This window comes from Faecousia intestinalis (assembly GCF_040096185.1).
In the GTDB taxonomy this organism is placed as follows: domain Bacteria; phylum Bacillota; class Clostridia; order Oscillospirales; family Oscillospiraceae; genus JAZOXB01.
On sequence record NZ_JBBMFF010000241.1, the window covers coordinates 38,326 to 56,770 of the forward strand.

Consider the following 18,445-nt stretch of genomic DNA (forward strand, 5'->3'; position numbering starts at 1 on the left):
TTCTGGTTACGGAGGTGCAGTATGAAAGCTTGGGAACGGGAGCGGCGGCTGCTGGAGCGGCTGCAGGAGCAGGGCTCGCTTGCATTGACGGAGGCCTGCGCATTGACGGGGGCATCCGTCGCAACGACGCGGCGCGATTTTGAGCTGCTGCAGGAAAAGGGACTGGCTCAGCGCACGCACGGCGGCCTGCAGCTTCCGAAAAAGGAGGAGCCGAAGGGCTATCTGCAGGGAACGGCGATCCTGAATCATACGGATGAGGAAAAATACCGCATCGCGCAGGAGGCAGCGGCCTCGGTCAAGGCAGGGGAGTCCGTGTTCCTCGGCGCGGGCAAGACGTGCAATATGCTGGCGTCCATGCTCCAGAACGTCGAGCGCCTGACCGTCGTCACGACGAGCATCACGGCGGTGCTGGAGCTTGCCGAGTGCCCGAATGCGTCCGTGACGCTGCTGGGCGGCGATGTCCACGCAGGGAAGAATTATATTGAGACGCTTGATCCGGACATCAGCCATGTCTTGCGCAGCTTTTACTTTGACAAGGTCTTCATCACGGTCGACGGCATCGATCTGGAGCGCGGCTACACCGTGAACAACAAGAATCAGATCGGCCTCTACACCCAGCTTGCGCGCATGACGCGCCGGTTTTACATTCTGGCCGACAGCGCAAAGTACGACCGCCGCGCCTTTGCCAGCGTTTTTCCACCGGAAAAGACCTGCCGCATGATCACAACGAGCGGCGCACCGCAGAAGTATCTGGATTTTTATGCCCGGCAGGGGATCCCCTGCACGGTACTGCCGTTTGAATGAGCGAAATATGAGCGATTAAAACCCGCACGGATGGAAGGGAAACCGGAAGATCTGTGCGGGTTTTTGCAATCGGGCCTTGGTATGTGAAAATATTTCCAAACGATTTTGGCTATTTCGCCGAAAAACAAAAAATCCTGGCCGATGTATTGACAGATCGCCAATTTTGTGGGATGATAGATGCCGTAAAGATGGGCGTAGTATGCTTGAGCGATTTTGAGCGATACGCCCGGCAAACAAATGGAGATAGCAACTATGAGAAATGAAGGCATTGTTGAACTGTATGCCCCGCGCAGAACGCTCATCGGGCGCGACGGCATCACCAAGATCCCGCATTTTCTGCAGCGCCTGAGTTCGAAGTGCGTCCTCGTTGTGACGGATAAGGGCCTCATCAAGGTCGGCACCGCCGGAAAGGTCACGGCTGTTCTCGATAATGCGAACATCCAGTATGTGGTCTATGACGGCGTGGAGCCGAACCCCACGACCCGGATCGTTTATGACGCGCTGCATTTCTATCAGGAGCACCAGTGCGATGCGATCATCGCCATCGGCGGCGGCTCGCCGATCGATGTGGCAAAGGCCGTGAGCATCCTGTCCGCCAACGGTGGAAAGATTCAGGATTACAACGGCTACAACAAGTCGAAAAAGCGCGGTACGCCGATCATCGCCGTCAACACGACGGCCGGCACCGGCTCCGAGTGCACGCGTGCCTACGTCGTCACGGACGAAGAGACGAAGACGAAGATGCTCATGGTGGACACGAACTGCCTTGCGCATTTGGCTCTGAACGACCCGATGCTCATGGTCGGCATGCCGCCTTCTCTGACGGCTGCCACCGGTATTGACGCCCTGACGCACGCCATTGAGGCCTACATCTGCAATACGCACACGCCCTACACCGACGCCCTGTCCCTTGAGGCGGTCCGCCTGGTCTCCGGCTCGCTGCGCGACGCAGTCCGCGACGGCTCGAACATGGACGCCCGCACGAATATGTGCTGGGCCGAGTACATGGCTGGTCTTGCCTTCTCGAATGCAGGCCTCGGCCTTGTGCACGGCATTGCGCATCAGCTCGGCGGCTTCTACAACATTCCGCACGGCCTTGCAAACGCCATCTTGCTGCCGCGTGTGCTGGAGTACAACCGCCCGTACTGCATGGGCCGCCTTGCCACCGTGGCGCAGGCTATGGGCGAGAAGTGCGATAACCTTTCGGTCGATCAGGCCTCGAAGAAGGCTATTGAGGCCGTCCGCCGCCTGTGTGACGATGTGAAGATCCCGAAGCTTTGCGACACGAAATTCCGCATGGAAGACATCGACGTGCTGGCCGAGCATGCGCTGGAGGACACCGCCACGCAGACAAACATCGTCCGCCCGACTCTGGATGATGTCAAGACCATCCTTGCCAAGACATATTACGAGGGCATCGTCCTGAAGACGGTGCAGAAATGAGGAGGCACGGCATGGAGAAATCTGAGGTCCAGAGAAAGGTCCAGCTTGCCACCTCGGAAGAGGTCTTCCGCAAAACGGGCCGGATCTTCGTTCCGGTCGCATCGTCTGCGCGCCATGTGCATCTGTGCCATGCGGATGTCGAGCGCCTGTTCGGACCGGGCCATCAGCTGACCGTGTTCCGCATGCTGTCCCAGCCGGGGCAGTACGCCTGCACGGAGCAGGTGACCATCGTCGGGCCGAAGGGGCAGCTTGCCAAGGTCCGCGTGCTCGGCCCGGAGCGCAGCGCCACGCAGGTGGAGATCGCCATGACCGACTCGTTCAAGCTCGGCATCAAGGCGCCTGTGCGCATGTCCGGCAAAACGGCCGGAACGCCGGGCTGCAGGCTCGTCGGCCCTGCCGGTGAGATCGAGCTTTCCGAGGGCGTTATCATCGCGGCACGCCATCTGCATCTTTCCGAGGCGCAGTGTGCGCTCTTCGGCCTGCGGGACGGCCAGCCCGTCCGCCTGCGCGCCGAGGGCGAGCGCGCCGTCGTATTTGAAAATGTGATCGTCCGCAGCGGCAAGGGCCATGATATGGAGGTCCACATCGACACCGATGAGGCCAATGCCATCGCCATGCGCGGGACCCCGATGATGGAGGTCCTGCCCTGACCGGCTGCGGGTAAGAGGTAGCTATGGATCGAGCACAGCTTTACAAGTTAACAGAGCTGATCGTAGCCGAGGTCGTCCGCCGCATTGCGCAGGAGGAGCGCCGCAGGCAGCACCCCGAGCAGGTGCTCGTGCTGCTGGCCGACAGTGTCTCCTTCCCGGAAAAGCTGCAGCAGACACTGAACGAGCAGTTCGGCGTCGCCTACACGCCTGTGAGCATCCCGGAGACGAACACGTTTGCAGACGAGGCCCTGCTCTACGCCGGAAAGCTGGAGCCGGGCGGGCTGCTTGAGCGGGTGAAGGAGGCCAAAACGGTCATCCTCGTCTCGCCGCGTCTCGAGCTGCTGCGCCGCATCGCGTCCGGTGATGACGGTGACCCGCTGTCGCATCTGCTCGTGCGCGCTATTCTGTGGCAGAAGGATGTCCGGGTGTATCTCGACTATGAGCCGCCCCGCTTCCGCCGCAACACCTTCCTTGCAGATACCGCTGAGGCCATCGACACGCTGCGGCAGATGGCCGTAACGGTCTGCCCGTATTTCGCCGTGGCTCCGCAGGAGCCGGAGGGCACGGACCTCGTTACGGAAGCGGATGTTCTGGACGCCGCGAAGACGGAGAGCAAAACGATCCGCTGCCGCAGCGGCGCGATCATCACACCCGCCGCACGCGATGCACTGGCCGCGACCGATGTGATCCTGCGGTATGAAGGAGAAACAACACATGCAGCTAGCTAGAGTGAAGGGAACCGTCGTCAGCACGAACAAGGCCGAAAAGCTCAATGGGCTGAAGCTTCAGCTCATCAAGCCCATCGACATTGAAACCTGGCAGGAAAAGGGCGGCCTCCTCGTCGCCATCGACGCCGTCGGCGCAGGCGAGGGGGAAGTCGTGATGGTCGTCAGCGGCAGCTCGTCGCGCCAGACGGCCGTAACGGAGGGCAAGCCCGTCGACCTGAGCATTGTTGCCATCATTGATTCGGTCGACGTCAACGGCTCCCGGATTTTTGAGAAATTCAGCAGAGGTTGATTTCAGAAAACCAGCAAACGCGAATCTATATTAGAAAGTTGAGGATATGTTATGGCATTGACGAAAGAACAGATCCAGCAAATTGCCGCGCAGACACGCAGCAGCTTTGAGTCGGGCTCGTTTGCCCCGACCGGCGTGCAGTGCCTGTTCGACGATGTACATGACGCGATCGACACGGCCATCCGTGCCCAGCATCAGCTCATGGACATGTCGCTCGAGGAGCGCGGCAAGCTGATCGAGGCCATGCGCGTCTGCGCCCGGGAGCATGCCGAAGAGCTTGCCATTCTGGCGCACGAGGAGACCGGCTACGGCAAGGTGCCTCATAAGATCGCAAAGAACCTCCTCGCTGCGAACAAGACCCCCGGTATTGAGGATCTGCATCCCACGGCGTTCAGCGGCGACAACGGCCTGACGCTCGTTGAGACGGCCCCCTATGGCGTCATCGGCGCCATCACCCCGTCCACGAATCCCACCGCCACCATCATCAACAACTCCATCAGCATGATCTCCGCGGGCAACGCCGTGGTGTATAATCCCCATCCGGCAGCAAAGCGCGCCTCTCAGAAGGCTATGGAGCTGCTCAATGAGGCGATCGTGAAGGCGGGCGGCCCGAATGGCCTGATGACCGCTGCGAAGGAGCCGACGCTCGATACCTCGAAGGTCATTATGACCCACAAGGCCATCAAGATGCTGGCCGTCACCGGCGGCGAGGCCGTTGTCGGCGTGGCCATGAAGTCCGGCAAGAAGTGCGTTGCCGCAGGCCCGGGCAATCCCCCTGTCATCGTCGACGAGACCGCCGATATCGCGCAGGCTGCCAAGGACATCGTCGACGGCGCGAGCTTCGACAATAATGTCCTGTGCGTGGCCGAGAAGGAAGTCTTCATGGTCAACTCCATTGCCGACTCCCTCATGAACACGATGGAAAAGTGCGGCGCTTACCGCGTCTACGGCGAGGATATCGACAAGATCGTCCGCACCGTGCTCATCCAGAAGGACGGCAAGTATGTCATCAACCGCAAGTTTGTCGGCCATGATGCAACGTACATCCTCCGCGAGAGCGGCGTGCAGTTCAGCGGCGATCCCGTGCTTGTCATCGCCGATGTCGACCGCTATCATCCGTTTGTCGAGGTCGAGATGCTCATGCCGGTGCTCGGCATGGTCCGCGTGAACAACTTCGACGAGGCGCTGGACGAGGCCTTCCGCGCAGAGCATGGCTGCCAGCACTCCGCGATGATCCATTCTTCCAACGTGCACAACATGTCCCGTGCGGCCCGCCGCATGAACACGACCATCTTCGTCAAGAATGCCCCGTCCTACTCCGGTCTGGGCTTCGGCGGCGAGGGCTACACCACGCTGACCATCGCCACCCCGACCGGCGAGGGCCTGACGAGCGCGAAGTCCTTTACGCGCGCAAGACGCTGTGTGCTGAAGGGCGACTTCCGCATCATCTGAGGCGGACGGGATGGAGCTGAATAAACTGGTCTGCGACGCCGGTATTCTCGGCGCGGGCGGCGCGGGCTTTCCCACCCATGTAAAGATCAACTGCAAGGCGGAATTCGTCCTTGCAAACGGAGCCGAGTGTGAGCCACTGCTGCGGGTCGACCAGCAGGTCATGCAGTATTTCGCAGCCGATGTCGTGCGCGGCATCCGCGCCGTGAAGGAATTCACCGGTGCGAAGCGTGCGGTCATCTGCCTGAAGGAGCATTACCACGCTGCCGTTGCCGCGTTGCAGGAAGTGCTGAAGGACGCGGACGATGTGGAGCTGCATCTGCTGCAGGGCTATTATCCTGCAGGCGATGAGCAGCAGATCGTCTACGAGGTCACGGGCCGTGTCGTCCCGACCGGCGGTCTGCCGCTGGATGTCGGCGCGGTTGTGTGCAACGTCAGCACGCTCACGAATATTGCCGCCGCGCTCGACGGCAAGAAGGTCACGGAGAAGTATGTCACGGTCGGCGGCGCGGTGAAGAACCCTGTCACGCTCCGCGTTCCGGTCGGCATCTCCCTGCAGGAGCTCATGGACGCCGCCGGCGGTCCCACCTGCGACTGCAAATACATCATCGGCGGCCCGTGCATGGGCCGGGTGGTCGACACGCTGGACATCCCGGTGACGAAGACGACCGGCGGCCTGCTGGCCATCCCGAAGGATCACCCCCTGCTGGAGCGGAAGTCTCCGAAGCTCAATCTGCAGCTCATCATGTCGGTCTGCTGCCAGTGCTCCATGTGCACGCAGATGTGCCCGCGCAACGCGCTGGGCCTGAACGTGCAGCCGCACAAGGCCATGCGCAGTCTGGCGAGCGGCGGCGACCTGCTTGGCGAGTTCAATGGCATCTTCTCCTGCTGCAATTGCGGACTATGCACCTATTATGCCTGCAACTTCGGCCTGAAGCCCTCGCAGGTGATGCAGACGCTCAAGTCTGCCATTGCCTCGAAGGGCGTTCGCCCCCGCAAGGAGGTCTACGGCCCGGTGGACGGCGGCTTGGAGAACAAGAAGGTCCCGGTCGAGCGCCTGATCGCGCGCCTCGGCATCGCGGAATACGACGTTCCCGCGCCCATGGCGGAAAAGCCCCTGACGACGAGCTGCGTGCGCATCGCGCTGCGCATGGGCGTCGGCGCTCCGAGCGTTCCGGTCGTTGCGGTCGGGGATAAGGTCCGCAAGAACCAGCTCGTGGCCGACATCGCGGAGAAGAAGCTCGGCGTCAAGATGCATGCCAGCATCTCCGGCGTCGTGACGGACATCACCGCCGACTACATTGAGATAAGGAAGGCTGCCAAATGAATGCACTGGGTATGATTGAAGTTCAGAGCATCCCGCTCGGCGTCAACGCCGGCGATGCGATGCTCAAGGCCGCGACGGTCCAGCTTGTCACGGCGCAGCCGGTCTGCGCGGGCAAGTACATCGTGATCGTCACGGGCGAGGTCTCCGCCGTCAGCGAAAGCGTCGCGGCAGGCAAGGCCGAGGCCGGTCAGCGCCTGATCGACAGCATGGTGATCTCCCATGTGCACGAGCAGGTGCCCCGCGCCATCAACGCCTGCAACGAGATCGGCGAGGTCGCTGCCATCGGCGTTATGGAGGCCTACAGCCTCTGCGCAGCCGTTGTCGCAGCCGATGCAGCCGTGAAGGCGGCTGATATCCACCTGATGGACGTTCGTCTCGGCCGCGGCCTGGGCGGCAAGTCCTTCATCACCATGACGGGCGACGTTGCTGCCGTGCGCGCTGCCATCCATGCCGCCGAAGGCATGTCCGAGGTCAAGGGCCTGCTGTCGGAGAGCGTTGTGATCCCGCACCCGCATCCCGATATCGTCAAGTCCCTTTATTAAGCGTAAAAATATTTTCACATATACAATCATTGGAGGTTTTTTATCATGAAAGAAGCATTAGGCATGATCGAGACCCGCGGCCTGATCGGCGCTGTCGAAGCAGCCGATGCCATGGTCAAGGCAGCAAACGTTCATCTGATCGGTGAGCAGCAGATCGGCTCCGGCCTCGTGACCGTCATGGTCCGCGGCGATGTCGGCGCTGTCAAGGCCGCTGTCGATGCAGGCGCTACCGCCGCGAAGCGCGTCGGCGAGCTGTACGGCACCCATGTCATCCCGTCCCCGCACGACGACGTGGAGAGCATCCTGCCCACCCTTGGCTGATTTATTCAGAATTGATTTACGGAGGAAATAACCTATGAAACTCGCTCTTGGTATGATTGAGACCCGCGGCCTGATCGGCGCTGTCGAAGCAGCCGATGCCATGGTCAAGGCAGCTAATGTTCATCTGATCGGCAAGCAGCAGATCGGCTCCGGCCTCGTGACCGTCATGGTCCGCGGCGATGTCGGCGCTGTCAAGGCCGCTGTCGACGCAGGCGCTACCGCCGCAAAGCGCGTCGGCGAGCTGTACGGCACCCATGTCATCCCGTCTCCGCACGACGACGTGGAAGCCATCCTGCCGAACATCGGTTAAGCTATGTATATCGGGGAAGTCGTCGGCTGCGTCGTGGCGAGCGTGAAGGAGGAGCGGCTGGAAAATATCCCGCTGCTCGTCGTTCAGCTCATTGAAAAAGGCGTAAAAACGAAGATGATCGTGGCTGCCGACGCGACCCGGCAGGCCGGTCGCGGAGATTTTGTCTTCATGATCGGCTCAAAGGAGGCGGCGCGCATGTTCCGCAAGACGGTGCCTGCGGCCGACTCGGCGATCGTCGGATTTATCGACTCGTATAATGTCAGAATCAAAGAATAATCTGGAGGAATAACCTATGAAACTCGCTCTTGGTATGATCGAGACCCGTGGCCTGATCGGCGCTGTCGAAGCGGCCGATGCGATGGTCAAGGCAGCCGATGTGCATCTCATCGGCAAGCAGCAGATCGGCTCCGGCCTCGTGACCGTTATGGTCCGCGGCGATGTCGGCGCCGTCAAGGCCGCTGTGGACGCAGGCGCCACCGCTGCAAAGCGCGTCGGTGAGCTGTACGGCACCCATGTCATCCCGTCCCCGCACGATGACGTGGAGGCTATCCTGCCGAAGCTCGGATGAAGCTGGCCAGGGTCGTCGGGAACGTCGTCTCTACGGTGAAGGATGCCTGCTACACCGGTCAGAAGCTGATGATCATCGACTATATCGACGAGAACGGCAGCCTGACCGGGAACCAGGCCATCGCCTTTGACGTGGCGGACGCCGGGATCGGGGATACGGTCCTTGTGAATGTCGAGGGCGGCTCGGCGAACATGTTCCTCGGCCGCTCCGTCATCGCCGATTTGACGATCTGCGGTGTTATCGACCACATCACGCTCGACGGCGAGACCCGGGAATACCACTGAGGTGACGCATTCCCACATTCCACGAAACAGGTGAGATGGATATGGATATCGAAGCGATCCGGAAACAGGTGGAGCAGCAGGTCATGCAGTATTTCCATCTGGAACCGACGGTAACGGACGCGCCCTATGCCGGCATGGTCACGGGCGTGGACGTGATCTCCCATCTGGAGCACTCTCTTCTCAACCCCGACACGACGCTTGAGACCATCGAGCGCGAATGTGCCGTCGCACGGAAATACTCCGTCGCAGCGGTCTGCGTTGCACCGTACTATGTACCGGCTGCGCGCGAGATCCTGCTCGGCAGCCCCGTCGCCGTCGGCACGGCCATCGGGTTCCCGCACGGCTGCATGTCGCAGGCCGCCAAGCTGGCGGAGCTGCGCGAGTGCATGGCCAACGGAGCCACGGAGGTCGACGTCGCCCTGAACGTGCTGGCCATCAAGTCCGGCCGTCTCGATGTGGCGCAGCGTGAGCTCGATGAGCTCGTGCGCTGTGCGGTCGGCAAGGTCCAGCTCAAGGCCGTGTTCGAGCACGCGCTCTACACGCCGGAGGAGAAGCGCGCCGTTCTGCAGATGCTGCGCAGCAGCGGCGTGAACTATGTGAAGATCCAGAATATGCTCAGCGGCCACGGCGCCCGCGTTGAGGATGTCCGCTTTGCCAGCGAGATCCTCGGCCGCAATGTCGGCATCAAGATCGACGGCGGCATCAAAACGCTCGCGCAGGCAGAAGAACTGCTTGCCGCAGGCGCAACGCGCCTTGGCCTGACGGCCACGGCGAAGATCGCCGAGGAAGCGCTGAAAAACGCATAAACGATACGAAAGGAAACGACTTTCAATGGATATCAATGAAATTATCAGACAGGTAACGGAGGAGATCTGCTCCAAGTACGGCGCGCAGACCCAGACGCCCGCCGCGAGCGACGGCTATACCCCGGCAGACATGGCCAAGTACATTGACCATACCTACCTGAAGCCGGAAGCCAGCGTCAACGAGATCCGCAAGATCTGCGACGAGGCCAAGAAGTATCACTGCGCCAGCGTGTGCGTGAACCCCTCCTACATTCAGTATGTCGCCCAGCAGCTCGAGGGCAGCGGCGTGACGCCGTGCTGCGTAATCGCTTTCCCGTTCGGCACCAGCACCCCCGAGGCGAAGGCCTTCGAGGCCTCCGACGCCGCCTCCAAGGGCGCTCGTGAGATCGACATGGTCATCAATGTCGGCGCCATCAAGTCCGGCGACTGGCTGCTTGTCAAGCGCGACATCGAGGGCGTTGTCAACGCCGTCAAGGGCCGCGCCAAGGTCAAGGTCATCATCGAGGCCTGCCTCCTGACCGACGAAGAGAAGGTCAAGGCCTGCACCGTCGCGAAGCTCGCCGGCGCTGCCTTCGTGAAGACCTCCACCGGTTATTCCACCGGCGGCGCTACCGTCGAGGATGTCCGCCTGATGCGCGAGACCGTCGGCCCCGAGATGGGCGTCAAGGCCTCCGGCGGCGTTCGTACCTATGACGATGCCATTGCCATGCTCAAGGCCGGTGCAAACCGTCTGGGCTGCAGCTCCACGATGAAGATCGTCAGCGGCGTGAAGGAAGACGAGCATAAGTGCGTCAACTGCGGCAACTGCAAGAACCAGTGCCCGTCCGGCAACGTCGAAATCCGCAAGAAGCTGTATTGATTTATTCCAAGCGCAACATAGAAAGGATCTGACCCCCATGAGAAAACCCATGATCGCGGGCAACTGGAAAATGAACAAGACGCCCGCTGAGACCGTCGCCCTTGTCGAAGACCTGAAGAAGATCCAGGTCCGCACGAAGGCGGAAGTCGTTGTCTGCCCGATGACCGTCAGCCTGTTCGCTGCCGCAACGCAGCTGAAGGGCACGGACATCAAGCTCGGTGCGCAGAACGTCCATTTTGAGGACAAGGGCGCTTTCACCGGCGAGTGCAACATCGCCAGCCTGAAAGAGCTCGGCGTCGAGTATGTCATCCTCGGCCATTCCGAGCGCCGTCAGTACTTCGCCGAGACCGACGAGACCGTCAACAAAAAGGTCCTGAAGGTTCTGGCCGAAGGCCTGAAGCCCATTGTCTGCGTCGGCGAGAGCCTGCAGCAGAAGCAGACCAACATCACGAACGAAGTCGTCTGCATGCAGACGAAGGCCGCTCTGTGCGGCGTCAGCCCGGCAAAGGTGACGGATGTCGTCATCGCCTATGAGCCGATCTGGGCCATTGGCACCGGCATGACCGCCACGGCGACGGACGCCAACCGCACCATCGCCGCCATCCGTGCTGCGATCCGCGAGCTGTTCGGTGACGCTGCCGATCAGGTCCGTATCCTCTACGGCGGCAGCATGAACGACAAGAACGCGACCGAGCTGATGAGCCAGCCTGAGATCGACGGCGGCCTGATCGGCGGCGCGAGCCTTGTTGCCGAGAAGTTCGAGAAGGTCATCAACTATCACGGCTGATCCTATTCGGAACAACACGAGCCCCGGTGCATCGCACCGGGGCTTCCGCTTGTCAAAAAAGTCCCTTTGGACTTTTTCGCCAAGCTGCTTTCAGAATTGCAAAATAGAATTTTGCAGTATTATTTTGCAATTCTGCCGCTGCGGCGGGTGATTGAACGCGAAAGGACACCCTGACGGTTTCTTTTCACACTTTTCTTCCCTCCGTAATTTTCGGCTGGGCAGGTTTTTCGACAGTCTGGAGCCCCGGTGCATCGCACCGGGGCTTTGCTTGTTTGCGGATGATGTGAACAGCTCCCGGTGCGGTTTGATACTGCACCGGGAGCTTTTCCGTCGGAAACGGTTATTTCGTATTCTCGAACACGTCGTGATTCCGGACGAAGTATTCGATGCCGGAATAGAGCGTCGTGACGGTGATAGCGGCCACGACAACCCAGTCGAGCACCTCGCTGAACACAAAGCGGCGGCCGAAGACGAGCATGAAGCTCAGGCCTGTCATGGTGACAGCAGTCTTGACCTTACCGGACCAACCGGCTGCAATGACGCGGCCCTTTCCGGCGGCGATGAGACGCAGACCTGTCACGGCAAATTCGCGCGCCAGAACGATCATCAGTGCCCAGGCAGGATAGATGCCCCATTCGCAGAACATGGCCATAGCGGCGATGACAAGCACCTTATCGGCCAGCGGGTCAAGGAATTTGCCGAGGTCCGTCACCTGATTGCAGCGGCGCGCGATCTGACCGTCCAGAATATCGGAAAGACTGGCCACGGCAAACACGACGCAGGAGACGATCTGCATCCAGCTCCAGATCTCACTGAGGTACATACAGACCAGAAAAACCGGGATCATCACGACACGAAACAGCGTGATCTTCGTTGCAGTCGTCATTATGCATTCTCCTCCATTTCACCGACCAGGTCGCCGTCCTCGGCACCTGTGATGCGGACCATTACAAACTCACCGGGAACGACACTGCGCGCCGCAGAGAACAGCACGCGGCCGTCGATATCGGGCGAGTCGGCATAGGTCCGGCCGAAGCAGCGGCCGGTCTCCGGCTCTTCGCCCTCGCAAAGCACCTCCATGACCGTCCCGACGCGGGCTGCGTTGTACGCATCCATGATGCGCGACTGCAGCTCGGCGATGATCTCGGCGCGGCGCTGCGCGACCTCCTCGTCCGCATGTTCCATTTTGGCGGCAGGCGTTCCGTCCTCGGGGGAGAACACGAACGCACCGACGCGCTCGAGCTTGTTCTCACGGAGCCAGGTACAGAGCTCTTCGAACTCGGCCTCGCCCTCGCCGGGCAGGCCCGTGATGAGGCTCGTGCGGATGACGGCGTCGGGCAGGCGGCTGCGCAGCTTCTGGAGCATCTCGTCCAGCTCGGCGCGGGTCCCGCGGCGGTTCATGCGGCGCAGGATCGCGTCGTTCACATGCTGGATAGGAATGTCCATGTAGTTGACGAGCTTCGGCTCGGACGCGAACGTGTCCAGCAGCTCGTCCGTGATCATATCGGGGTAGAGGTAGTGCACGCGGATCCAGTGGAAGCCCTCAATGCGGCACAGCTCGTGCAGCAGGAGGGGAAGGCGCGGCGCGCCGTACAGGTCCGTGCCGTAGCGGCTCGTGTCCTGCGCGACGACGATCAGCTCCTTGACGCCGGACTCCGCAAGGCCGCGGGCCTCCTGCAGGATGTCCTCCACGGCGCGGCTGCGGTAGCGCCCGCGCAGATGGGGGATGATGCAGAAGGCGCAGAAATTGTTGCAGCCCTCGGCGATCTTGATGTAGGCATAGTGCTGCGGCGTCGTGAGCACGCGCCCGGCCTCGTCTGCCGGGGCGTCGATGTCGCCGAACTCGCTGACGGTCTCGCCGCCGTTCAGCAGGCGGTCCGCCACGGAGACGATGTCGTCATAGCTGCCTGTGCCGAGCACGCCGTCGACCTCCGGCATCTCCTGCAGGATCTCGTCCTGATAGCGCTGCGACAGGCAGCCTGTCACGAGCAGTCGGCCGATGCGGCCCTCCTGCTTCAGCGCGCCCATGGCGAGAATGTTGTCGATGGCCTCGCTCTTGGCCGAGTCGATAAAGCCGCAGGTGTTGACGATCACGAGATCCGCGCCGTCCACATCCTCCTGCAGGGTGTAGCCTGCCTGCTGCAGGCGATAGAGCATCTGTTCTGCGTTGACCTGATTTTTGGCACAGCCAAGGGAGATCATTCCCACTCGTTTGCCCATCGGGGTTGTACCTCTTTCCTTATTCCTCCGGAAAATCCGGGTCGTAACGTTCGAGCGCGCGGCGGATATCGCCCCACGCATGGCCGCGGCGCAGCAGCGCGTCTGCTGCGCGGCGGATCTCCGTGCGGTCGGGCTGCCTGCCGCGGAACCGCTTCTGTAAAAATGCGTCGATCGCGTCGTCCTGCTCCGGGAGCTCGGCAAGAGCCTCGTCCCACAGCTCGCGCGGGATGTGCTTGGCGTAGAGCATCTGCCGGATGCGTGCCGCGCCGTAGCCCTTTGCCGTGCCGCTGCGGACGATCTGCCGGGCTGCGGCCTCGTCATCGAGCAGGGAGAGCCCGTCGAGCCATTCGACGGCCTGCCTGGCGTTCTCGGGCGATTCGCCCTTCTGGCGCAGACGGTGCTCCAGCTCGGCGCGGGAGACCGTTGCGGCGGACAGAATGCGAACGGCGCGCTCCTTTGCGGACGCGGAGCCGGCAGCGGCCTCGAGCGAGGCGCGTGCGGCGTCCGGGATGTCCATGCCGGGGCGCAGGCTCAGGTCCGCGACCACGGCCGGGAGCACCAGCATGGCTTCGCCGCTGTCAAAGCGCAGACGCAGCTTGCCCTGCGGCGAGCGCGTCTGTTCAATGGCAAGCAGACGCATTATTCGGCGTCAAAGTCGTCCGCCGAGACATCCACGGGCTTGGCTGGCGCAGTGGGCTGCTTGATGCGGCTGTTCTGGACCTCCATCAGGTGGGTACGGACGCGCGCCTCCAGCTCGGCGGCCAGCTCGGGATGATCGGCGATATACTGCTTGGCATTGTCGCGGCCCTGCCCGATGCGCTCGTCGCCGACGGAGAACCAGCTGCCGCTCTTATTGACAAGCTCCAGCGTGACGGCGATATCCAACAGCTCGCCGAAGCGGGAGATGCCCTCGCCGTACATGATATCGAACACGGCCTCACGGAAGGGGGGCGCGCACTTGTTCTTGATGACCTTTACGCGCGTGCGGTTGCCGACGATCTCAGTGCCGCTCTTGATGGCCTCGATCTTACGGACGTCCAGACGCACGGAGGAGTAGAACTTCAGGGCGTTGCCACCGGTCGTGGTCTCGGGGTTTCCGTACATGACGCCGATCTTCATACGCAGCTGGTTGATGAAGATGACGATGCAGTTTGTCTTGGAGACGGTGCCAGCCAGCTTGCGCAGAGCCTGCGACATCAGGCGGGCCTGCAGACCGACAAAGGCCTCACCCATCTCGCCCTCGATCTCGGCGCGGGGCGTCAGAGCAGCGACAGAGTCGACGACGACGACGTCAATGGCGCCGGAGCGGACGAGGGCGTCCGTGATATCGAGAGCCTGTTCGCCGGTGTCCGGCTGGGAAACGAGCATGGAGTCGATGTCCACGCCGATGGCGGCCGCATAAACGGGATCGAGCGCGTGCTCGGCATCCACAAAGGCGACTTCGCCGCCGCGCTTCTGTGCCTCCGCCAAAACGTGCAGGGCAAGTGTCGTCTTACCGGAGGATTCCGGACCGTAGATCTCGACGATACGGCCGCGGGGCAGGCCGCCGATGCCGAGGGCAGCGTCCAGTGCAAGGGAGCCGGTGGGGATGGCGTCCACGTTCATCTCCGGACGGTCGCCCAGACGCATGACGGCGCCCTTGCCGTAGTTTTTCTCGATCTGGTGCAGCGCGGTTTCCAACGCTTTTTTCTTGTCGTCTGCGGGCGCGGGGGCCTCGTAGGCGGGCTTTTTCTGTGCCATGGTCAGCCTTCCTCTCTCTTCCGGGCGAGAACGGCCCGGGTGATGTCTGCGGTGTCTTTTTTCAGCTCCGCGATCTCATAGCCTGCGCGGCGCAGCAGGTCGCACACGGCGGCGTCCTGGCCCATGCCGAATTCGAAGCAAAGCCAGCCGCCGGGGTTGAGCGCGGGGGTGAAGTTGCGCACGATGGCGCGGTAAAAATCCAGTCCGTCGTCGCCGCCCCAGAGCGCCAGATGCGGCTCATAGTCGCGGACGGACGGATCGAGCGTCTCCATTTCCGCCGTTGTGACATAGGGCGGATTCGAGACGATCAGGTCAAAGGTGCCGAGAAACGGGGCCGTGGGCTGCCGGACGTCGATCGTCAGGCACTTCACACGGCCGGACAGGCGCTGGCTGCCGACGTTCTGCCGGGCCACGCGCAGCGCGGCAGGGGAGACGTCTCCGAGCGTCACGCGCGCGTCCTTCACGCGGCGGGCGATGGCAAGGCCGATGCAGCCGGAGCCGGTGCACAGATCCAGAATGCGCGGATTCTGCTCGAGAAACAGCGCCTTTTTGATGGCAAGCTCCGTTACGGCCATGGTGTCGTCGCGGGGAATGAGCACGTCGGGCGTGACGGTGAGCGTCATGCCGTAGAAGTCCCATTCACCGAGGATGTATGGCATGGGCTCTCCTGCCACGCGGCGGCGCACAAAGGACTGCGCCAGCTCACAGATCTCCTCAGAGGCGTAGAGGTCGCGGTCCGAGATCAGCTGCTCTGCCGTTTTGCCGGAGGCCGCGCAGATGAGCTCCCGCGCGACGTTCGAGGCAAACTGGCCCTCTGTGGGCAGCAAGGCGCGGCGGGCGTCGAGATAGAGCTCGGCGTATTTCTTTACCACCGGTCCTCGCCCTCCTTTTCCGGCAGAACGAGCGTCAGCGCCTCGATGCCGACTTCCAGCATGGAGTCGTCCGGCTCGTTTGTCGTCAGGTACTGCAGCCACATGCCGGGAGCGGACAGCGCGCGCGTCAGCCAGTTGTCATGGCGGCCGACGAGACGGTTGAATTCATAGCTGATGCCGACGACAATCGGCAGGAGCAGGAGCTTCAGCACCACGCGCACGAGGGCCTCGAGCCAGTGCGAGGTGATGCCCGCCGTGATCGGCCGCAGCAGCGGCGTGGCAAGGGAAAAGACCAGAATGGAGACGATCATCACGACGAACAGGAAGCTTGTGCCGCAGCGCGGATGCAGGCGGGTCATTTTGCGCGCGTTTTCGACCGTCAGGGGGAGCTTAGCCTCGTAGCAGCGGATGGTCTTATGCTCCGCGCCGTGATAGGAGAAGACGCGGCGCATGTCCTTCATGCGGGACACGAGGAACATGTAAGCAAGGAAGATCACGATGCGCAGCAGGCCCTCGAGCAGGTTGCGCACGATCTCATTCGTGGTGACAAAGCGGTTCAGGAACGAGCCGAGCAGCGACGGCAGCACGAAGAACAGCGCGATGGAGAACGCCAGCCCGAGCACGACGGAGAACGTGATGAGCGCGTTCTGCGCCTTCTCGGAGGACAGGCGCTTTTCCAGCCAAGCCTCAAAACGGCCGGGCTCCTTGCCTTTTTCGTCCTCGTCCTCCTCCGCAAAGAAATCCGCGGAATACATGAGGGCGGAGACGCCGGTCTTCATGGATGTGCAGAAATTGAAGATGCCGCGGATGAACGGCAGCTTCTTCGGCGACCACTTCTGCGAGAGCTTCCGCGGCTCGACCTTGCGCTGCAGGCCGTCCTTCGTGCGGACGACAACGGCGGATTTCTCCGGGCCGAGCATCATAATGCCCTCGATGAGGGCCTGCCCGCCGATCATGGTCTTGAATTGTTCCTGCGGCTGCTGTGTGTTCTTTTTTGCCATGTGTTTCCTTTCTATTGCTCTGCAATGGGGAGCCGGATGGTGACGACCGCGCCGCCGCCCTCGGCATTGGCGATGTCGAGCACGCCGTTGTGCATCGTAACGATCTCTTCGCAGACCGCAAGGCCGATGCCGCTGCCGCGCGCCTTGGAGGCGCCCTTGTAGAATTTCTTTTTCACGAGCGGCAGCTCCTCTTCGGGAATGCCGGGGCCGAAGTCGCGGATGCGGATGACGACGGAGTCCTGCCCGTCTGCGTTTTCCCGGCAGATCTCGGCCGTGATCCTGCCGCCCTCGCCGCCGTGCTTGGCGGCATTGTCCAGAATATTCAGGAAGACCTGCTTCATCCGCGCCGGATCGCAGGGGATTTCGGGGATATCGTCGTCATTTTCCAGGTAGTCCAGCACAATTCCCTCCTGCCGCAGGCGGGAGCCGTACATGAACACGGTGTCCTCAAACTCCGTGCGCAGGTCGCACGGCACGACGTTCAGGGTAAAGCGGCCGTCCTGAATGCGGGTGAACTCCAGCAGCTCCTCGACCATGTCCGTCAGGCGGGCGGCCTCGCGCTGGATGATGCTCAGGCCGCGGCGGGCCTCGGCGCTGTCAACGCCAGCTCCGGCGGACAGCAGCGTTTCGCTCCAGCCGCTGATGGCTGTGAGCGGGGTGCGCAGCTCATGCGAGACGGACGAGACGAACTCGGACTGCATTTTCTCTGCGCGGCTGATCTTTTCAGACATTTCGTTGATGGTGTCCGTCAGCTCGCCGATCTCGTCGTCGGACTTCCGCGGGATCTGCACGCCATAGCTGCCAGCGGAGATGCGCTTGGCCGTGGCGGTCAGCTCCTGCACCGGGACAAGGATGGATTTGACAAAGTAGCGGCCGCTGACATAGACAACGAGCAGCACGATCAGGCCGACAAGCGCGGCGCACAGGCTGAAGAGCATGATCTGCCGGTCGGCGCGGCGCAGGCTCGTGACATAGCGCAGCACGCCGATGACCTCGCCGTTTGTATAGATGAGCGGGCTGGAGACTGCCATGATGCGCTCGCCGGTCGCGGGATTTGTTCCGGTGTAGGACGCGATGGCCTTCGTCTCGATGGCCTCGCGGATGTCGGACGTCACACCGGCCATACCGGAGTACACGCCGTAGGACGAGGCGACGATGCGGTTGTTCGTGTTGACGAACTGCAGCTCCATCTGGTCCTTCGAGTCAAAGCTCTGGGCGAATTTTGCGCAGGACTGGTAATATTCGTTGTAGCTCTGGCGGACGTAGTTGTCGAAAAAGCTCGTGCTCGTGCGCGCTTTGGCCTCCATCCCGGCCTCCATGCTGGAGTAGTAATAGTCTGCGACCATGATCGAAAGCGCGATCACGCAGAGAAGCACGATGGCAAACAGAATGCTCAGCGTATTGCGCAGCCAGCGCTTCTGCAGGCCGCTGTTTCGTTTCATGGC

The 18,445-nt window shown here is 61.8% G+C and carries 24 protein-coding genes; 17 read left to right on the forward strand and 7 right to left on the reverse strand.

Annotated features, from left to right (window positions below):
- The first annotated feature begins 21 nt into the window (after window positions 1–21).
- From WMO66_RS10335 to tpiA, 17 genes are all read left to right on the forward strand, one after another.
- Window positions 22–804, forward strand: a complete 783-nt coding sequence (locus tag WMO66_RS10335) for a DeoR/GlpR family DNA-binding transcription regulator (protein ID WP_349136377.1) — start codon at window positions 22–24, stop codon at window positions 802–804.
- Window positions 805–857: 53 nt separating this feature from the next.
- On the forward strand, window positions 858–1,067 hold the full coding sequence (locus tag WMO66_RS10340; RefSeq protein WP_349136378.1) for a hypothetical protein: 210 nt from the start codon (window positions 858–860) through the stop codon (window positions 1,065–1,067).
- Window positions 1,057–2,247, forward strand: coding sequence for an iron-containing alcohol dehydrogenase (locus WMO66_RS10345; protein WP_349136379.1), 1,191 nt, complete (start codon window positions 1,057–1,059; stop codon window positions 2,245–2,247). The genes WMO66_RS10340 and WMO66_RS10345 overlap by 11 nt, the downstream gene beginning before the upstream one ends.
- A gap of 11 nt (window positions 2,248–2,258) precedes the next feature.
- On the forward strand, window positions 2,259–2,897 hold the full coding sequence (pduL, locus tag WMO66_RS10350; RefSeq protein WP_349136381.1) for a phosphate propanoyltransferase: 639 nt from the start codon (window positions 2,259–2,261) through the stop codon (window positions 2,895–2,897).
- 23 nt (window positions 2,898–2,920) lie between these two features.
- Window positions 2,921–3,625 carry a hypothetical protein gene (locus WMO66_RS10355; RefSeq protein ID WP_349136383.1) on the forward strand — a complete coding sequence of 235 codons (705 nt, stop codon included), beginning with the start codon at window positions 2,921–2,923 and terminating at the stop codon, window positions 3,623–3,625.
- On the forward strand, window positions 3,612–3,914 hold the full coding sequence (locus WMO66_RS10360; protein WP_349136385.1) for a EutN/CcmL family microcompartment protein: 303 nt from the start codon (window positions 3,612–3,614) through the stop codon (window positions 3,912–3,914). The genes WMO66_RS10355 and WMO66_RS10360 overlap by 14 nt, the downstream gene beginning before the upstream one ends.
- A gap of 51 nt (window positions 3,915–3,965) precedes the next feature.
- The gene (locus WMO66_RS10365; RefSeq protein ID WP_349136386.1) at window positions 3,966–5,366 is read left to right on the forward strand and encodes an aldehyde dehydrogenase family protein; all 1,401 of its coding nucleotides are present in this window, start codon (window positions 3,966–3,968) and stop codon (window positions 5,364–5,366) included.
- Between the two features lie 10 nt (window positions 5,367–5,376).
- Window positions 5,377–6,690, forward strand: a complete 1,314-nt coding sequence (locus WMO66_RS10370) for a 4Fe-4S dicluster domain-containing protein (RefSeq protein WP_349136387.1) — start codon at window positions 5,377–5,379, stop codon at window positions 6,688–6,690.
- Window positions 6,687–7,232, forward strand: coding sequence for a BMC domain-containing protein (locus tag WMO66_RS10375; RefSeq protein ID WP_349136389.1), 546 nt, complete (start codon window positions 6,687–6,689; stop codon window positions 7,230–7,232). Before WMO66_RS10370 ends, WMO66_RS10375 begins: the two co-directional genes overlap by 4 nt.
- Before the next feature lie 45 nt (window positions 7,233–7,277).
- Window positions 7,278–7,553, forward strand: coding sequence for a BMC domain-containing protein (locus WMO66_RS10380; protein ID WP_349136390.1), 276 nt, complete (start codon window positions 7,278–7,280; stop codon window positions 7,551–7,553).
- 34 nt (window positions 7,554–7,587) lie between these two features.
- On the forward strand, window positions 7,588–7,863 hold the full coding sequence (locus WMO66_RS10385) for a BMC domain-containing protein (protein WP_349136392.1): 276 nt from the start codon (window positions 7,588–7,590) through the stop codon (window positions 7,861–7,863).
- A 3-nt stretch (window positions 7,864–7,866) separates the two neighbouring features.
- Window positions 7,867–8,139 (forward strand): EutN/CcmL family microcompartment protein, encoded by a 273-nt coding sequence (locus tag WMO66_RS10390; RefSeq protein ID WP_349136394.1) that lies wholly within the window; start codon window positions 7,867–7,869, stop codon window positions 8,137–8,139.
- Window positions 8,140–8,155: 16 nt separating this feature from the next.
- Window positions 8,156–8,431 (forward strand): BMC domain-containing protein, encoded by a 276-nt coding sequence (locus WMO66_RS10395; protein ID WP_349136396.1) that lies wholly within the window; start codon window positions 8,156–8,158, stop codon window positions 8,429–8,431.
- Complete coding sequence (locus tag WMO66_RS10400; RefSeq protein WP_349136398.1) at window positions 8,428–8,715, forward strand: EutN/CcmL family microcompartment protein; 288 nt, start codon at window positions 8,428–8,430, stop codon at window positions 8,713–8,715. The genes WMO66_RS10395 and WMO66_RS10400 overlap by 4 nt, the downstream gene beginning before the upstream one ends.
- A 41-nt stretch (window positions 8,716–8,756) precedes the next feature.
- Window positions 8,757–9,521: a deoxyribose-phosphate aldolase gene (gene deoC, locus WMO66_RS10405; RefSeq protein ID WP_349136400.1), complete on the forward strand. Its 765-nt coding sequence runs from the start codon at window positions 8,757–8,759 to the stop codon at window positions 9,519–9,521.
- A 130-nt stretch (window positions 9,522–9,651) separates the two neighbouring features.
- Complete coding sequence (deoC, locus tag WMO66_RS10410; protein WP_349136438.1) at window positions 9,652–10,380, forward strand: deoxyribose-phosphate aldolase; 729 nt, start codon at window positions 9,652–9,654, stop codon at window positions 10,378–10,380.
- Window positions 10,381–10,417: 37 nt separating this feature from the next.
- Window positions 10,418–11,167 (forward strand): triose-phosphate isomerase, encoded by a 750-nt coding sequence (gene tpiA, locus WMO66_RS10415; RefSeq protein WP_349136401.1) that lies wholly within the window; start codon window positions 10,418–10,420, stop codon window positions 11,165–11,167.
- Between the two features lie 340 nt (window positions 11,168–11,507).
- Here the strand turns inward: tpiA and pgsA are convergent, their stop codons facing one another.
- The 7 genes from pgsA to WMO66_RS10450 are packed head-to-tail and all read right to left on the reverse strand — an operon-like array spanning window position 11,508 to window position 18,442.
- A complete protein-coding gene (gene pgsA, locus WMO66_RS10420) occupies window positions 11,508–12,053 on the reverse strand; it encodes a CDP-diacylglycerol--glycerol-3-phosphate 3-phosphatidyltransferase (RefSeq protein WP_349136403.1) in 546 nt (181 codons plus the stop codon).
- Window positions 12,053–13,387 (reverse strand): 30S ribosomal protein S12 methylthiotransferase RimO, encoded by a 1,335-nt coding sequence (gene rimO, locus WMO66_RS10425; RefSeq protein WP_349136405.1) that lies wholly within the window; start codon window positions 13,385–13,387, stop codon window positions 12,053–12,055. The genes pgsA and rimO overlap by 1 nt, the downstream gene beginning before the upstream one ends.
- Window positions 13,388–13,406: 19 nt before the next feature.
- Window positions 13,407–14,027 (reverse strand): regulatory protein RecX, encoded by a 621-nt coding sequence (locus WMO66_RS10430; RefSeq protein WP_349136407.1) that lies wholly within the window; start codon window positions 14,025–14,027, stop codon window positions 13,407–13,409.
- The gene (recA, locus tag WMO66_RS10435; protein ID WP_349136409.1) at window positions 14,027–15,127 is read right to left on the reverse strand and encodes a recombinase RecA; all 1,101 of its coding nucleotides are present in this window, start codon (window positions 15,125–15,127) and stop codon (window positions 14,027–14,029) included. Before recA ends, WMO66_RS10430 begins: the two co-directional genes overlap by 1 nt.
- Before the next feature lie 2 nt (window positions 15,128–15,129).
- Window positions 15,130–15,999, reverse strand: coding sequence for a peptide chain release factor N(5)-glutamine methyltransferase (prmC, locus tag WMO66_RS10440; protein WP_349136410.1), 870 nt, complete (start codon window positions 15,997–15,999; stop codon window positions 15,130–15,132).
- Window positions 15,993–17,000: a DUF1385 domain-containing protein gene (locus tag WMO66_RS10445; protein WP_349136412.1), complete on the reverse strand. Its 1,008-nt coding sequence runs from the start codon at window positions 16,998–17,000 to the stop codon at window positions 15,993–15,995. The genes prmC and WMO66_RS10445 overlap by 7 nt, the downstream gene beginning before the upstream one ends.
- An 11-nt stretch (window positions 17,001–17,011) precedes the next feature.
- Window positions 17,012–18,442: a sensor histidine kinase gene (locus tag WMO66_RS10450; RefSeq protein ID WP_349136414.1), complete on the reverse strand. Its 1,431-nt coding sequence runs from the start codon at window positions 18,440–18,442 to the stop codon at window positions 17,012–17,014.
- Window positions 18,443–18,445: the final 3 nt, after the last annotated feature.

Coding starts and splice junctions, on each gene's coding strand:
- WMO66_RS10335 (WP_349136377.1), top strand. CDS start 22: ATGAAAGCTTGGGAACGGGAGCGGCGGCTGCTGGAGCGGCTGCAGGAG.
- WMO66_RS10345 (WP_349136379.1), top strand. CDS start 1,057: ATGAGAAATGAAGGCATTGTTGAACTGTATGCCCCGCGCAGAACGCTC.
- pduL (WP_349136381.1), top strand. CDS start 2,259: ATGGAGAAATCTGAGGTCCAGAGAAAGGTCCAGCTTGCCACCTCGGAA.
- WMO66_RS10355 (WP_349136383.1), top strand. CDS start 2,921: ATGGATCGAGCACAGCTTTACAAGTTAACAGAGCTGATCGTAGCCGAG.
- WMO66_RS10360 (WP_349136385.1), top strand. CDS start 3,612: ATGCAGCTAGCTAGAGTGAAGGGAACCGTCGTCAGCACGAACAAGGCC.
- WMO66_RS10365 (WP_349136386.1), top strand. CDS start 3,966: ATGGCATTGACGAAAGAACAGATCCAGCAAATTGCCGCGCAGACACGC.
- WMO66_RS10370 (WP_349136387.1), top strand. CDS start 5,377: ATGGAGCTGAATAAACTGGTCTGCGACGCCGGTATTCTCGGCGCGGGC.
- WMO66_RS10375 (WP_349136389.1), top strand. CDS start 6,687: ATGAATGCACTGGGTATGATTGAAGTTCAGAGCATCCCGCTCGGCGTC.
- WMO66_RS10380 (WP_349136390.1), top strand. CDS start 7,278: ATGAAAGAAGCATTAGGCATGATCGAGACCCGCGGCCTGATCGGCGCT.
- WMO66_RS10385 (WP_349136392.1), top strand. CDS start 7,588: ATGAAACTCGCTCTTGGTATGATTGAGACCCGCGGCCTGATCGGCGCT.
- WMO66_RS10390 (WP_349136394.1), top strand. CDS start 7,867: ATGTATATCGGGGAAGTCGTCGGCTGCGTCGTGGCGAGCGTGAAGGAG.
- WMO66_RS10395 (WP_349136396.1), top strand. CDS start 8,156: ATGAAACTCGCTCTTGGTATGATCGAGACCCGTGGCCTGATCGGCGCT.
- WMO66_RS10400 (WP_349136398.1), top strand. CDS start 8,428: ATGAAGCTGGCCAGGGTCGTCGGGAACGTCGTCTCTACGGTGAAGGAT.
- deoC (WP_349136400.1), top strand. CDS start 8,757: ATGGATATCGAAGCGATCCGGAAACAGGTGGAGCAGCAGGTCATGCAG.
- deoC (WP_349136438.1), top strand. CDS start 9,652: ATGGCCAAGTACATTGACCATACCTACCTGAAGCCGGAAGCCAGCGTC.
- tpiA (WP_349136401.1), top strand. CDS start 10,418: ATGAGAAAACCCATGATCGCGGGCAACTGGAAAATGAACAAGACGCCC.
- pgsA (WP_349136403.1), bottom strand. CDS start 12,053: ATGACGACTGCAACGAAGATCACGCTGTTTCGTGTCGTGATGATCCCG.
- rimO (WP_349136405.1), bottom strand. CDS start 13,387: ATGGGCAAACGAGTGGGAATGATCTCCCTTGGCTGTGCCAAAAATCAG.
- WMO66_RS10430 (WP_349136407.1), bottom strand. CDS start 14,027: ATGCGTCTGCTTGCCATTGAACAGACGCGCTCGCCGCAGGGCAAGCTG.
- recA (WP_349136409.1), bottom strand. CDS start 15,127: ATGGCACAGAAAAAGCCCGCCTACGAGGCCCCCGCGCCCGCAGACGAC.
- WMO66_RS10445 (WP_349136412.1), bottom strand. CDS start 17,000: ATGGCAAAAAAGAACACACAGCAGCCGCAGGAACAATTCAAGACCATG.
- WMO66_RS10450 (WP_349136414.1), bottom strand. CDS start 18,442: ATGAAACGAAACAGCGGCCTGCAGAAGCGCTGGCTGCGCAATACGCTG.